A 13,750-nucleotide genomic window follows, 5' to 3' on the forward strand; every position below is an offset into this window, starting at 1 on the left:
CGGGGGAAATACGGGCCAATCAGCCGCCCGTGTTTCCCTATCAAGAACAGGCTTTTGCCCAAAGTGCGACTACCGCTAAACCAGTCCGGGTCTTAGGATAGTCACCATGAACACAGCTGATCGGCCCCCTCGGCCGGTTACCATGGTCAAACGAGCAACTTGAGCCTGACATCCCCCGTCGGGCTTTTTTTTGCCCGCTTCACGGCGCCGCCGCCGAATCGCCGGTCAGCCGCCCGTCCTTCAGCGTCAGACGCCGGTCGCAGGCGGCGGCCAGCCCGTCATCATGGGTCACGATCAGGAAGGCAGTGCCGTCCTCGCGGTTGATCTGCCGCAGCAATTCAAAAATCCGCCCCGTGGTTTCACTGTCCAGGTTGCCGGTGGGTTCATCCGCCAGCACCAGCGCCGGACCCGCCATCAGCGCGCGCACGATCGCCACCCGCTGCTGCTGCCCGCCGGACAGCTGGTTGGGAAACCGGTTTTCCAGCCCGGACAACCCCGCCCGGTCCAGCAGCGACCGCGCCCGTTCCCGCAAGGCCTTCTCCGGCTGACCGCGAATCTTCAGCGGCACCATCACGTTCTCCAGCGCGGTGAAGGCATTCAGCAGATGATGAAACTGGAAGATGAAGCCCAGCTGTTCGTTGCGCAGCCGGGTGCGGGCGTCATCGTCCAGCGTCGTCACTTCCCGGCCGTTCAGGCGGATGCTGCCGCTGGCGGCGTGCTCCAGCAGCCCGACCTGGTTGAGCAGCGTCGACTTGCCGGAACCGGACTGGCCGACCAGCGCCGTGAATTCGCCGGCGGCCAGCGTGAAGCTGACATGATGCAGCACCGGCTGGCGGTTCTCGCCCTCGCCGTAGGCGTGGCAGACATCGCGCAGTTGCAGGAGCGGGGTCATGGCGGAGTCCTAGCTGTTGCGGATGGCCTGGACCGGGTCCAGGGCGGCGGCGCGGGCGGCGGGCAGCACGGCGGCGATCAGGCCGGTGACCACGGCGACGGCGGTGGCGGAGAGGAACAGGTCCGGCGTCAGCGCGATGGGGAACAGCGGGTCGCCCTGGGTGTTGCGCACCAGCCCGGCGAACAGCCGCGCCAGCCCGGCCCCGGCGGCGCAACCGGCCAGCGCCCCCAGCAGCCCCAGCAGCCCGCCCTGGATCAGGAACACCTGCCGCACCGCCCGCCGCGACATGCCCATGGCGCGCAGGATGCCGATATCGCGCTGCTTCTGCACCACCGCCACCGCCAGCACGCTGGCGATGCCGAAGGCCACCGACACCAGCACGAAAAAGCGGATGACGCTGCTGGAGGCGCTTTGCGAGCGCAGGCCGGTCATCAGCTGCTGGTTGCTGGACATCCAGCTTTCCGCCCGGATGTCATAACGCTGTTGCAGGCGGGCGGCCACGGTGTCGGCGGCAAACAGCTCGCGCACGGTCAGGTCGATGCCGGTGATTTCGCCGGTCAGGTTGAGCAGGTTCTGCGCCGAGCGCAGCGACAGGAACACCCAGCGCCGGTCCGGGTCCTTCACCCCCAGCTCGAAGATGCCGCGCACGGTGACGTTGAGGCTGCGCCCGCCCGCGCTTTGCAGCGTCAGCCGGTCGCCGGTGCGGATGCCCAGCTCGTCGGCCAGGCGGCGGCCGATCACCGCCTCCTCGCTGCCCAGCCGCCACTCGCCCGCCACCAGCTGCGCCGGCAGCGGGATGATGCGCGCATAGGCCTCGGGGTCGACGCCGATCACCGCCACCGACTTGTCGGCCGCGCCGCGCAGCGCGAAGGCCGCGCCGGACACCAGCGGCGAAATGGCGGTGATCTCGGGTTCGGCCGCCAGTTGCCGCAGCAGCAGCGCACTGTTGAGGATGGGCGCGACGCGCTGCGGGCGCGGCTGCACCGACTGGAATTCGCCGGGACCGGGCAGTTGCGCGGGCATCACCACGCGGTCGGGCGCGGTCAGGGTGATGTGCGCCTGCGAGCCCAGCGTGCGGGCGATGAGGTTGGCCTGCAAGCCGTTGATCAGCGCCGTCAGGAACACCACCACCGCCACGCCCAGGCCGATCCCGGCGGCGATCAGCGCCGTCTGCGCCCGGCCCTCGCGCAGCAGGCGCACAGCCAGCTGCCACTCGAAGCTCATGGCGCGCGGCTCCGCAGGCGCAGCGCCTGACCGGCCTTCAGCCCGGCGGACTGGCTCACCACCGTCTCGCCCGCCGCCAGCCCGGACAGTATTTCCACCCGTCCCTCCGCCTTGCGCCCGGCGCGCACCGCCCGGAATTCGGCGCGGCCGTCGCGCGCCAGCCAGACGCCGCTGCGGCCGTCGGCCTGGGTCAGCGCCGTGACGGGCACGGTCAGCGCCAGCACCTCGCCGCCGCCGATCTGCACCGACAGCGTCAGCCCTTCCCGCAGGAATTCCGGCCACTGCGCCGCGCCCAGCCGCAGGCGCACCGTGCCGCGCAGACTGTCAATGCCGGGGGAAATGCGGGTGATCTGCGCGGTGAAGGGCCGGTCGGGCCAGGCGTCGGCCAGCAGCGTCGCGCTCTGGCCGACCGCCAGTTGCGGCAGCCAGCGCTCGTCGAGGTCGGCCACCACTTCGCGGCCTTGCCGGGCGGCCAGTTCCAACAGGCTGTCGCCGGCGCGCACGCGCTCGCCCGGCTGCACCTGCCGTTGCAGCACCACCCCGTCCACCGGGCTGAGGACGCGGACACGGCTGCGGCGCAACTGCGCGGTGCGGGCCTGCGCGCGGGCCTGCGCCAGCGCCGCCTCGCGACGGCGGCTGTCGATGCCGCCCTCGCGCACCGCCGCCAGCGTCAGTTCCGCCTGCTGCAGATCGCTGTCGCGCAGGGCCAGCGTTTCGCGGGCGGCGGCCAGCGCGTCCGCCGAGACATCCTGGCTCAGCTTCAGTGCGTTCAGGTTGTCCAGCTGGCGCTGGGCCTGCTGCCGCAGCACCCGCGCCTGATCGCGGCGCAACAGCGCCTGCGGCCGGTCCTGCTGCGCCAGCCGCTGCCATTCCAGCTCGGCGGCGCGCACGGCGGCTTCCGCCTGCGCCAGTTGCACCTCGCCGTCGGGGTCGTCTAGTTCCGCCAGCACCTCGCCCGCCCGCACCGCCTGGCCCTCCGCCGCCAGCGTGCGCAGGCGGCCGTCGGTCTCGGCGCGCACCGCCAGCGTCGCCTCGGTCTGCACGCGGCCGGTGGCCACCAGGCTCTGGCGGAAGGCCAGCGGACGCGGCGTCTCGGCATCGACGGTCAGCGGCTGCTGCCGCCAGTAGAACAGGCCGCCGACGATCAACAGGAGGAACAGGATGGCGACAGCGGTTTTTTTCATGGTCGGGTCATCACTAACCGTCAATTAAGGAGTCTTTCCCTCCTGTGCAACAGGGGGGCGATGCGCAGGCATCGGGGGGTTGCGGAGCCAGTCTAGCGGCGCGCACCCGGCCCCGGAAGAGGACAAACGGTCAGCCTTCCCCGGCCAGCCCGGCGTACAGCTCGTTTTCCTGGTCGAAGTGCAGGTGCAGGATCGCCTCCAGCGCGAACAGCTGCCGCACCAGCCGCTGCCGGGTGTGCTCATCCGGCACGGCGTCGGCGGCCAGCCCGGCGATGTCCTGGCGGATGCGCTCGCACAGGTGCAGGATCTCGCGGTGGGTGCGGCTGAACAGCGCCAGCGGGTCCGGGCCGGGCATGCGCCGCGCCAACGCCGGGTGCAGGTGGCGCTCGTCGCCCTGTTCGTGCGGCACCAGCTCGGCGGCCAGCCGCCCGCTCAGCGCGGTCAACCCGGCCAGGTCGGGCGCGCGGCCCGGCGTCAGCGCTTCCGCCTGCCGCCGCAGCTGCTCCAGCACCGGCTGCAGGTCGCGGTGCGCCGCCGCCAGCCGCGCCTGTTCTTCCGCCGACAGCGCCGGCAGCGGTCGCGCTACCGGCCGCAGGGCGCGCAGCGCGTTGAGGATGACGGCAACATCAATCCCTTCCTGCAACACCGCGCCCGCCAGCGGCGTCAGGTAACCGGCGGCGGCGGCGACCATCGCCACCCCGGACAGCGCCATGCCCGCCAGCACGCTCTGCCGGGCAATGGCGCGGGCGCGGCGGGACAACGCCAGCGCCTCCGCCAGCCGGTCGAGGCGATCCACCATCAGCACCACATCCGCCGCCTCGGAACTGGCCCCGGCCCCGCGCGCGCCCATGGCAATACCGACATCGGCCAGCGCCAGCGCCGGGGCGTCATTGATGCCGTCGCCGGTCATCAGCGTCACCCCGCCCTCGCGCTCGCGGCGCACCGCCTCCACCTTGCCCTCCGGCGTCAGCCCGGCGTAGACCGCATCCAGCCCCAGCACCGCGCCGATGCTGTCGGCAATGTCCTGACGGTCGCCGGTGGCCATCGACAGCCGCTCGATCCCGGCGGCGCGCAGGGCGCGGATGGCGCGCGGCGTATCGGGACGGATTTCATCCTGCATGCGCAGCACCCCGGCCACGCGGCCGTCCACCGCCACGAACACCGCCATGCCGCCCTCGTTCAAGGCCCGCTCCAGCGCCGCCCGCGCCCAGTCCGGCGTCCCGGCCACCGAGCCGACCCAGCCGGGCTGACCCGCCGCCACGCGATGCCCGTCCACGAGGCCCGACAGGCCGTGACCCGGCGCATCCGCCAGCCCGGTCGGCGTCGACAGCGCCAGCCCGCGCGCCCGCGCCACCTGCACCAGCGCCGCCGACACCGGATGCAGCGACACCTGTTCCAGCGAGGCGCACAGCCTCAGCACGTCCTCCGCCGTCCAGCCGCCATCGGTTTCGATATCCACCAGCCGCGCCAACCCGGTGGTCAGGGTGCCGGTCTTGTCCAGCAGCAGGCGCTTGCCGTCGGCCAGCGCCTCCAGCGCCGCGCCGTTCTTGATCAGGATGCCGCGACGCGCCGCCGCCGAGATGCCGGAAACAATCGCCACCGGCGCCGCCAGAATCAGCGGACACGGCGTCGCCACCACCAGCACCGCCAGCGCCCGCAACGGGTCGCCGGACAGCAGCCAGGCCAGCCCCGCCACCGCCAGCGTCAGCGGCACCAGCCAGAAGGCGTAGCGGTCGGCCATGCGCGTGAAGGGGGCCTTGCCGGTTTGCGCTTCCTGCACCAGCCGCACGATGGCGGCGTAGGTGCTGTCGGCGGCAGAGCGCAAGGCGGTCAGTTCGAAGCCCTGCCCGAGGTTGAGAGTACCGCTGGCCACCGCCTCGCCGTCAGCGTGACTGACCGGCAGCGACTCGCCGGTCAGCGAGGACTCATCCAGCGACACCGGACCGCCCGCCGCCACCAGCCCGTCCACCGGCAGCACTGCGCCGGTTTTCACCAGCAGCCGGTCGCCGGCGCGCACCTCGGCCACCGCCACGGTGCGCCAGGCCCCGTCTTCCTGCCGTTCCACCGTGGCAGGCGTGCGCGCCAGCAGCGCGGTCAGCTCGCGGCGGGCGCGGTTGGCGGCAAAGCTTTCCAGCGCCTGACCGCCCGCAAACATCAGCGCGATGACGGCCGCGGTCAGCGAGTGCCCCAGCAGCAGCGCCCCGCCCATCGCCAGCCCCGCCACCAGGTCCACGCCCCATTCGCCCCGGCGCAGCTTGCGCAGGCTTTCCAGCACCAGCCACAGCAGCACCGGCAGGGTGGCCAGTTGCCACAGCCGGGCGGCGGCCTCTTCCTGCCCGACCAACGCCATAACCCCGCCGGCCATCGTCAGCACCACCACCAGCGGCAGCAAAAATGCAGGCATCAAAAACTCCGGTAGAAGGGAAACGACACGGAAACCATATTCCGCGTTTTCAGTGTAACGCGCGCGGAGCCCGCCCGCACCCGCGTCCACACCCGATGAAAAAACCCACAATAAAAATAGTAGATATCTGATTACAAACGGTTTTTTAACAACCTGCGTTACAAAATTTTGCTTGCCGCACCGAAGCTCGACTTTTAGGATGCGCCCGCTTTGTCCCTCGTTTGTCCTGTTCACCAGACCGACGACCCTTTATTCCGGAGGTTTTCATGTCCCGTATTCATTCCCTCGCCCTCGGCGTCAGCCTGGCCCTGCTCACCGGTTCGGCCCTGGCGGGTGTCGTCACGATCAGCCCGCTGGTTGGCTACCATGACTTCGACAAGAAGACCCAGCCCGACCTGACCCTGCCCGCCAAAGGCCTGGATGAAGGCACCCACTACGCCATCGGTCTGGGTTACCGCTTTACCCCCGCCTGGAGCGTGGAAGCCAACCTTGGCCGCGTGAAAACCCAGGAAGACGCTCCCTTCGGCGCGGTCAACGCCCGCGTGCGCGGCGAATCGCTGGACGCCCTGTACCGCTTCAATGCCGACAGCCGTTTGAACCCATATGTGCTGCTGGGTATCGGCCGCAACATCTACAAAGCCGATAACGCTGCTGCCTCCTTCACCAACGGTTTCGGCGAAACCGGCGGCGGCCTGATGTGGGCGCTGAACGAACGCATCAACCTGCGCACCGAAGCCCGCATCCAGCATGAACCCGGCAAGAGCTGGAACAACCTGCTGGCGCTGGCGGGCGTGGAAATCAACCTGGGCAAATTCGCCAAGGCCGCCGCCCCGGCAACTCCGGAACCCGTCGCCGTACAACCCGCCGTAGCGGCAACCCCGGTCGTGACGCCGGTAGCGCCCGTCGCCCCGGCCGATGACGACCGCGACGGCGTCAGCAACGATCAGGACCGCTGCCCCAACACTCCCGCCGGAGCCGCCGTGGATGCCAAAGGCTGCCCGCTGGACAACGACAAGGACGGCGTGGCCGACTATCAGGACAAGTGCCCGGACACCAAGGCCGGTGCGGTCGTGGATGCGCAGGGTTGCTATGTGGTGTTGAAGAACAGCGAATCCATCGCCCTGAACGTGCAGTTCGTGACCGGCAAGACCGAGATTGTCGGGGATGCATCCGCCGAGCTGAACAAGGTAGCCGAGTTCATGAAGCGCTACCCGAATGTCAACGTGACCATCGAAGGCCACACCGACAGTCGCGGCAAGCCCGCCAAGAACCAGACCCTGTCGCAGCAACGCGCCGATGCCGTGCGTGAAGCGCTGGTGAAGCTGGGCGTGGATGGCGCTCGTCTGAAGGCCGTGGGTTATGGCGCCGGCCAGCCGGTGGCTGACAACAAAACCGAAGAAGGCCGGGCCAAGAACCGCCGCGTGGTCGCAACGGCCAAGGGTGAGTCCGAAGCCATCAAGATGAAGAAGTAAGGAAATACGCTGCCCGGATGATGCGCGTTATCTGCGTAGCATCCGGCGGCATCGCGCCAGGGAATGGTGCTTGCTCCCCCGCGAAGACGCCAATCGGTCGGGTTCTTTTCGGCAGTTCAGATGTTCCGCAAAGGCTTGTAACAACTGGGATTGGCGGCAAGTCAGTGATAAGATTGCCGGAGCTTTCTTTCCGCGACAGCTTCATTTTCAATGAAATCAGCGTGTTCGCGCAGACAGCAAATTGATCTGTTTCAACCAATTATGAGCTTTGATGATTTCAAAGCGAAATGTATTGCACTAGGATTTTCTGGAGATGCGATGTATACGAAAATTGTTTCGTTAGCGTCGAAGAATGTGGAGCGCGATGCGATAGGGTGTTTTGTTGCTGGTACATTGGTGCATACGGATAAAGGTTTGGTGCCGATCGAGCAGATAAAGGTAGGCGACATGGTTTTGTCTAAGCCTAAAAACGGTGAAGGTGAACTAACCTATAAGCCAGTGTTGAAGATCTTTGATTTTGAGGGTAAGGAGATTTGGATTGTAAAATTTACCTCTATTGGTTGCTATCCAGATGAAATGTTTCAGTCGGGGAAAGTGACGCATTGCGCCGATCTAATAATTGGAACGCCGAATCATCCATTTTGGGTTGTTGGTGAGATTTTATATTACGATGATTTTCAGTTGGTTTTACACCAGAAACCATATTGGGCTAGATTAGATCAACTAGGAAAATACACTGTTGTTTTGCGGGCAGATGGCATTTTAGCATGTGTCTTTGCTGTCCAGCCAGTTTTTCAGATGACAAATCAAGATTGTGGGTTTTTGCAGGGCTATCCATTAGGTGATTGGTGGGAGTATGGGGATGAGGATGGATATTTTATTGATTTTACTCGCACACCCCTAGTCTCTAGTTATAAGGTTAGCAATAATAGTGCTTTTAGCTTGCCAAATGATGGTGACTGGTGTTTCCCTGTGAAGAAAGAAAAAGTTTATAACTTAGAGGTGGCGGATTATCATACCTATTTTGTTGGCCAGAGAGGTATTTTTGTTCACCATAAAAACTGTGTAGAAGTGACTATTGAATCGGAGACAAACCTCAATTTAGTCCAGGAGGGGGGCGAATCCTGAAAGAAATTACATGCAAAGTAGCTTTACTTTTTTTGCCTTTTGCAATGGCTGCCATAGGTTATTTCTTTGCGAAATTTATCCTTCGATTTCGTTATGGGGAATGGCAGGCAAACATTACTGCTTTAAGCTTAATTGCATGCATGTTTTTATCTGTTTTTATTCAATCTTTTTTGAATCAGAATGCAAATTATTTTTTAACAAAAAATAGTATGCCGCTTCTTATGGGATTAGATTTCAGTGCAGCAGGCATAACGTTTTTCTGTATGTTGTATATAAATAAATGGCAATAACGTAAGCCAGCCTAAAAGCCGGCTTACCATCACCCGCACGCCCCCCTTATCACCCTCTCCACCTGCCCCTCATCCAACGGCATCGCCCCCTTGAACGGTACGTGGCCCTGCGCCCGCGCCAAAGCCAGCACCCGCCCGGCCGCATCTGCCTCACTCACCCCCGCCTCGCGCACATGCAGCGGCATGCCCAGCCCCCGGTACATCGCCTCAATCGCCGCAATCACCCCCTCGGCCGACGGCTGCGCCAGCCCGAACACCTGCCGCCCCATCTGCTCCAGCTTCGCCCGCCGCGCCTCGATGCCTTCCCGCAGCACAAAGGGCTGGATGATCGACAGCGTCCGCCCGTGATCAATGTCGTACAGCGCCGTCAGCTGCACCGCCAGCCGGTGCGAGGCCCAGTCCTGCGGCACGCCCACGCCGATAATGCCGCACAGAGCCTGGTTCGCCGCCCACATCAGGTTCTGCCCCCAGTCCGGCTCGCGCCGCCGCTCGAAGGTATCGGCCAGCGTCTTCAGGGCGCGCAGCACCGCCTCGGCATAACCGTCCTGCACCAGCGCCCCGACCGGATAAGTCAGGTACTGCTCGCAAACATGCACAAAGGCGTCCACCAGCCCGTTGGCCAACTGGCGGTCGGGCAGGCTGGCCATGACGCGGGGGTTGAGGATGGCGAAGCGCGGCCGCGCGGCCTGGGCGTAGAACACCCGCTTCTCGCGGGTGGCGGCGCGGGTGACCACGGCGGCGGCGTTGGATTCGGAGCCGGTGGCGGGCAGCGTCAGCACCACGCCCACCGGCAGGGCTTGCGTCACGGCATGACGGCCGCTGACGATGTCCCAGCCCTCACCGTCGTACAGCGCGGCCGCCGCCACGAATTTCGCGCCGTCGCTGACCGAGCCGCCGCCCACGCCCAGGATGAAGTCCAGCCGCTGTTCCCGCACCACGGCCACGGCACGGGTCAGGGTTTCCAGCGTCGGGTTCGGTTCCACGCCGCCGAATTCGACGACATGGTGGGCCGCCAGCGCTTGCGTCACCTGCGCGTGCACGCCGTTGGCCTTGATCGAGCCGCCGCCATACAGCAGCAGCACGCGGGCGTCAGCGGGCACCAGCGTTGCCAGCGCGGCGAAGCTGTCGGGGCCGAAGTGGATCTGCGTCGGGTTGTGGTAGCTGAAGGCGAACAGCGGGGACATGGCGGGCACCTGCACGGGAAGCGTTACCCGATGGTGAAGAAGTGGCGGCGGGAACACAAGTCAACTACAGTGGAGAACTTCCCCCGATCCGCCCGGAGACCGACATGACCGAACCCGCCATCCGTTTTGACGACGGCGCCGCCTACGAGCGCTTCATGGGCGTCTGGAGCCGTCTGGCCGGGGCGCAGTTCCTGGATTGGCTGGCGCCCGCGCCCCGGCTGCGCTGGCTGGATGTCGGCTGCGGCAACGGCGCGTTCAGCGAGATGCTGGCGCAGCGCACAGAGCCGCTGTCGCTGGACGGAATCGACCCCTCGCCGGAACAGATCCGTTTCGCCAAGGCGCGCCCGACCACGCGGCTGGCGGACTTCCGCACCGGCGACGCCATGGACCTGCCCTACGCCGCCGACAGCTTCGATGCCGCCGTCATGGCGCTGGTGATCTTCTTCGTGCCCGACCCGGCCAAGGGTGTGGCGGAAATGGCGCGCGTCACCCGGCCCGGCGGCAGCGTTTCCGCCTATGCCTGGGACCTGCCCGGCGGCGGCTTTCCGTATCACGTGCTGCAGGACGCGCTGCGCGCGCAGGGCAAGACGCCGCTGGCGCCGCCGCAGGCCGCCGTCGCGGCGCTGGACGCCTTGCAAGCGGTCTGGACGGGCGCGGGGCTGACGGACGTGGAAACCGCCGTCATCACCGTGCAGCGCCGCTACAACGGCTTTGACGATTTCTGGGAAACTGCGCTGCTGGGGCCGTCGCTGGCCCCGGCGCTGGCGAAGATGGCCCCGGCGGATGTCGAGGCCATGCGCGAATTCGTGCGCGCGCACCTGCCGCTGGACGCGGACGGCGGCGTCACCTGCTCCGCCCGCGCCCATGCCGTGCGCGGACGGGTGCCGGGCTGAGGCCGCTTACTGCGCCAGCGACAACCGGAACGGTGACGGCTCTTTACCGGCCGCCGCCAGATTGCGCACCTTGCGTTCCAGCCCCACCGCCATGGTGAAGGGCGCGGTGCGCTGCACGAAGTTGGCGGCCCAGACCGGCACCTGCGTGCCCGGCAGGGTGAAGCCTTCCGCCTGCAACAGCACCCCGTCCGCCTGCGGCGTCAGCGTAATGGTCAGTTCCTCCGCCTTCATCCGCACCAGCGGCGACCGCAACGGCAGGTAATCCGGTTCGGCCACCATGCGGATGCGCGCCACCGGCCGCGTCGCCGTGCGCGGCTCCACGGTCACGTGCAGGATCACATCGCGGTCGGGCAGGCTGACCGGCTCGTTCTGCACCATGTACAGGTAGAATTCCGTCGGCGACACCGCCTTCAGCAGCTTCGCTTCCGTCACCTGCCAGTACCACTCATGGTAGGTGTCGAAACTGGAAAACACCTGTTCGAGGGCGGGCAGGCTGGTGTTCAGCAGCGCCTCCAGCTTGAACGAGCGCCACGGCTTGTCATCCTCCAGCCGCGCCCAGGTGCGGATATTGCGCTTGGTGTCGGTCTTCACCGGCCGCCATTCCCCGTCAGGACGACCGGCCGCCGGGGCTTCCGCCGCCGCTTTCGGCTTCAGGTCCAGCACCTGCGCGCCGGCTGCCTGACACGCCGCCGCCAATATCGCCAACACCGCCACACGCTTGAAACTGTTCATGTCATGTACCTCATTCGTCGGATAACGCCTTCACCCGGACTGTGTCATGACCATGGGTCAGAAATATGTCAGCACCCCGCCGGGCCGGGGCAGCCGCCGAAAATCAGAAGGATTGTTCTGGTTGTGGATATGGGCAAAACAGGAAGCGGGACAACGTACGACGCCAGCGCCGTTGTTTCGAACTTAGGCCGGTGGTCCATGGCTTTCAAGAGGATTTGGTCAGGCTGTCCGACAATAAATAGCAATTAATTGCACTCGCAAGACCCTGCGCGAAATACGCGCAACGCCGTGCAGGCCGGCAGGCAGAAATTCCGGTCAAAAACGCCATGCCTCTTGGTATGCTTGGCGGACAATAATCATAACTGACGGACTTCCGCCCCCATGACCACGCCATCCGCCGCCCCGGACCGCGCCGCCGACCTGGACTATATCCGGGAGACGCTGGCCGCCCGGCCGCTGTTCTGCCACTTCCCGCGTCATCTGGAAAAGAACTTCCTGGAGACACGCGTCGAGTCCAGCGGTTTCTACATCCAGACCGGGCAATGGCCGCTGCTGTTCATGTTCTCGGTGATCGTGGCCGTGGCCTGGATCTACTTCCCGGCGCTGCTCAGCGTGCAGGATTACCTGCAACTCAAGTTCATCGAGATCCCGCTGGGCGTCACCATCCTGTTCATCATTTTCGGCCATCGCATTCCCGTCGTGCGGCGGCACTTCCACCGGGTGATGTTTCCGGTGGCGCTGTTCCAGCTGATCACCATCCAGCTGCATATCCTGATCTCGGCGGGCAACGGCTATTTCCTGTATTCCATCCTCAACCTGCTGATCTGCATGCTGCTGATCGCGCTGGGATTGCGCTTCACCTTCAAGGTGCTGCTGGCGTTATACATGACCGCCGGGGTGGCGGCGCTGGCGCTGGGCGCGGCGATACGCCTGCCGCTGGACATGCTGGCCTTCGGCTATTACTACGGCATTTTCGGGGCGGTGGTGTCGGCGCTGGCGGGCATCGCCGAACGGCAGGAACGCTTCGCCTTCCTGCAGGAACTGCTGGTGAACTACCAGTCGGAAGAACTGACGCGGCTGAACCGGCAGCTGGACCGCATCGCCCATCAGGACGCCCTGACCGGCATTCCCAACCGGCGCAGCTTCGATCTGGCCGCCGAGCGGGAGTGGGAAATCGCCCTGCGCGAACAGCAACCGCTGTCGCTGCTGTTGCTGGATGTGGACTTCTTCAAGCGCTACAACGACACCTACGGCCATGAAGGCGGCGACCATTGCCTGCAGGCCGTGGCGCGCGCCATCCACGATACCCTGCTGCGGCCCGCCGATCTGGCGGCGCGCTACGGCGGCGAGGAATTCGTGCTGCTGCTGCCGGGCGCCGACGCAACCGGCGCGGCCGAGGTGGCGGAACGGGTGCTGCAGGCGGTGGATGCGCGCCGGATCACGCACGCCTCCTCCAGTGTCGCGCCGCACGTTACCGTCAGCATCGGCGTCACCACGGTGACACCCACGCCCGGCCAGCCCTTGCAGGAAGCCTTGCGCCAGGCCGACACCGCCCTCTATCAGGCCAAGGAACAGGGGCGGCATCAGTACCGGGTATTCCGCGCGCCGCCGCCGGAAGAAGCGCTGGAGGGCTGAGACCGGGAAAGACCGAGTGTTTTGGTTGGTTTTTCGTTTCCGTCCTATGCCGTTGGCGGCGCGGCTTCGCTACCATCGCGGCACTTCGGTCTGTTAACGGAAACTCCCCATGAGCCTGCAAAAAAACGCCATCGGCAAGATGATCTTCTGGAGCCGCTGGCTGCAATTGCCCATGTATCTGGGCCTGATCGTGGCGCTGGGCGTCTACGCCTGGAAATTCATGCTGGTGCTGTTCAATCTGGTGATGAACCTGAACAGCCTCAAGGAAACCGATATCCTCATCCAGGTGCTGACGCTGATTGATGTGGTGATGATCGCGAACCTGCTGGTGATGGTGATCATCGGCGGCTACGAAATCTTCGTCAGCCGTCTGGATCTGGGCGACAGCCACGACCAGCCGGAATGGCTGGACCATGTGGATGCCGGGGTGCTGAAGGTGAAGCTGGGCATCGCGCTGATCACCATTTCCTCCATCAACCTGCTGCGCAGCTTCATCAACGCCGCCAACCTGGACGAACACACCCTGAAATGGGAAGTGATCATCCACATCGTGCTGGTGTTCTCGGCCATGTTCATCGCCGCCACCGACTGGCTGATCCAGCTCAAGGCCAAGCAGCTGGGCCACGGCAGCCACTAAGCCCACGGGCGGACCAAGGCGCGTCTCCTGGCCAATCCTGCATGCTAGAATCGGGGTCTTGCACTCGGCAACCTT

The 13,750-nt window shown here is 65.5% G+C and carries 12 protein-coding genes; 6 read left to right on the plus strand and 6 right to left on the minus strand.

Features of this window, described 5'->3' with window-relative positions:
• Positions 1-199 precede the first annotated feature (199 nt).
• From EV700_RS04875 to EV700_RS04890, 4 genes are all read right to left on the minus strand, one after another.
• Positions 200-892 (minus strand): ABC transporter ATP-binding protein, encoded by a 693-nt coding sequence (locus tag EV700_RS04875; protein WP_130411241.1) that lies wholly within the window; start codon positions 890-892, stop codon positions 200-202.
• A 9-nt stretch (positions 893-901) separates the two neighbouring features.
• Positions 902-2,116, minus strand: coding sequence for an ABC transporter permease (locus tag EV700_RS04880; RefSeq protein WP_130411243.1), 1,215 nt, complete (start codon positions 2,114-2,116; stop codon positions 902-904).
• Positions 2,113-3,300 carry an efflux RND transporter periplasmic adaptor subunit gene (locus EV700_RS04885; RefSeq protein WP_130411245.1) on the minus strand — a complete coding sequence of 396 codons (1,188 nt, stop codon included), beginning with the start codon at positions 3,298-3,300 and terminating at the stop codon, positions 2,113-2,115. Before EV700_RS04885 ends, EV700_RS04880 begins: the two co-directional genes overlap by 4 nt.
• A gap of 130 nt (positions 3,301-3,430) precedes the next feature.
• On the minus strand, positions 3,431-5,704 hold the full coding sequence (locus EV700_RS04890) for a heavy metal translocating P-type ATPase (RefSeq protein WP_130411247.1): 2,274 nt from the start codon (positions 5,702-5,704) through the stop codon (positions 3,431-3,433).
• Positions 5,705-5,970: 266 nt separating this feature from the next.
• On the opposite strand from EV700_RS04890, the gene EV700_RS04895 reads away from it, so the two are divergent.
• From EV700_RS04895 to EV700_RS04900, 3 genes are read left to right on the plus strand one after another with little or no spacing between them, the layout of a single operon-like run.
• Positions 5,971-7,176 (plus strand): OmpA family protein, encoded by a 1,206-nt coding sequence (locus tag EV700_RS04895; RefSeq protein ID WP_130411249.1) that lies wholly within the window; start codon positions 5,971-5,973, stop codon positions 7,174-7,176.
• A 17-nt stretch (positions 7,177-7,193) separates the two neighbouring features.
• Complete coding sequence (locus tag EV700_RS16770; protein WP_165391336.1) at positions 7,194-7,421, plus strand: hypothetical protein; 228 nt, start codon at positions 7,194-7,196, stop codon at positions 7,419-7,421.
• A gap of 16 nt (positions 7,422-7,437) precedes the next feature.
• Positions 7,438-8,304: a Hint domain-containing protein gene (locus tag EV700_RS04900; protein ID WP_165391337.1), complete on the plus strand. Its 867-nt coding sequence runs from the start codon at positions 7,438-7,440 to the stop codon at positions 8,302-8,304.
• Between the two features lie 319 nt (positions 8,305-8,623).
• On the opposite strand, the gene EV700_RS04905 is transcribed toward EV700_RS04900, so the two are convergent.
• Positions 8,624-9,778 carry an iron-containing alcohol dehydrogenase gene (locus EV700_RS04905; protein ID WP_130411253.1) on the minus strand — a complete coding sequence of 385 codons (1,155 nt, stop codon included), beginning with the start codon at positions 9,776-9,778 and terminating at the stop codon, positions 8,624-8,626.
• A gap of 104 nt (positions 9,779-9,882) precedes the next feature.
• On the opposite strand from EV700_RS04905, the gene EV700_RS04910 reads away from it, so the two are divergent.
• Positions 9,883-10,671: a class I SAM-dependent methyltransferase gene (locus EV700_RS04910; protein WP_130411255.1), complete on the plus strand. Its 789-nt coding sequence runs from the start codon at positions 9,883-9,885 to the stop codon at positions 10,669-10,671.
• A gap of 6 nt (positions 10,672-10,677) precedes the next feature.
• On the opposite strand, the gene EV700_RS04915 is transcribed toward EV700_RS04910, so the two are convergent.
• Positions 10,678-11,403: an SRPBCC family protein gene (locus EV700_RS04915; protein ID WP_130411257.1), complete on the minus strand. Its 726-nt coding sequence runs from the start codon at positions 11,401-11,403 to the stop codon at positions 10,678-10,680.
• Between the two features lie 381 nt (positions 11,404-11,784).
• Between EV700_RS04915 and EV700_RS04920 the strand changes: the two genes are divergently transcribed.
• Positions 11,785-13,038, plus strand: coding sequence for a GGDEF domain-containing protein (locus EV700_RS04920; protein ID WP_130411259.1), 1,254 nt, complete (start codon positions 11,785-11,787; stop codon positions 13,036-13,038).
• A gap of 109 nt (positions 13,039-13,147) precedes the next feature.
• Positions 13,148-13,675 (plus strand): TIGR00645 family protein, encoded by a 528-nt coding sequence (locus EV700_RS04925; protein ID WP_130411261.1) that lies wholly within the window; start codon positions 13,148-13,150, stop codon positions 13,673-13,675.
• Positions 13,676-13,750 lie beyond the last annotated feature (75 nt).

This window comes from Fluviicoccus keumensis (assembly GCF_004217445.1).
Taxonomy (GTDB): Bacteria; Pseudomonadota; Gammaproteobacteria; order Pseudomonadales; family Moraxellaceae; genus Fluviicoccus; species Fluviicoccus keumensis.

Bases quoted from the DNA above. Each gene is read 5' to 3' on its own strand.
- EV700_RS04920 (WP_130411259.1), top strand. From the start codon at position 11,785: ATGACCACGCCATCCGCCGCCCCGGACCGCGCCGCCGACCTGGACTAT.
- EV700_RS04875 (WP_130411241.1), bottom strand. From the start codon at position 892: ATGACCCCGCTCCTGCAACTGCGCGATGTCTGCCACGCCTACGGCGAG.
- EV700_RS16770 (WP_165391336.1), top strand. From the start codon at position 7,194: ATGATGCGCGTTATCTGCGTAGCATCCGGCGGCATCGCGCCAGGGAAT.
- EV700_RS04880 (WP_130411243.1), bottom strand. From the start codon at position 2,116: ATGAGCTTCGAGTGGCAGCTGGCTGTGCGCCTGCTGCGCGAGGGCCGG.
- EV700_RS04885 (WP_130411245.1), bottom strand. From the start codon at position 3,300: ATGAAAAAAACCGCTGTCGCCATCCTGTTCCTCCTGTTGATCGTCGGC.
- EV700_RS04895 (WP_130411249.1), top strand. From the start codon at position 5,971: ATGTCCCGTATTCATTCCCTCGCCCTCGGCGTCAGCCTGGCCCTGCTC.
- EV700_RS04910 (WP_130411255.1), top strand. From the start codon at position 9,883: ATGACCGAACCCGCCATCCGTTTTGACGACGGCGCCGCCTACGAGCGC.
- EV700_RS04900 (WP_165391337.1), top strand. From the start codon at position 7,438: ATGAGCTTTGATGATTTCAAAGCGAAATGTATTGCACTAGGATTTTCT.
- EV700_RS04915 (WP_130411257.1), bottom strand. From the start codon at position 11,403: ATGAACAGTTTCAAGCGTGTGGCGGTGTTGGCGATATTGGCGGCGGCG.
- EV700_RS04905 (WP_130411253.1), bottom strand. From the start codon at position 9,778: ATGTCCCCGCTGTTCGCCTTCAGCTACCACAACCCGACGCAGATCCAC.
- EV700_RS04890 (WP_130411247.1), bottom strand. From the start codon at position 5,704: ATGCCTGCATTTTTGCTGCCGCTGGTGGTGGTGCTGACGATGGCCGGC.
- EV700_RS04925 (WP_130411261.1), top strand. From the start codon at position 13,148: ATGAGCCTGCAAAAAAACGCCATCGGCAAGATGATCTTCTGGAGCCGC.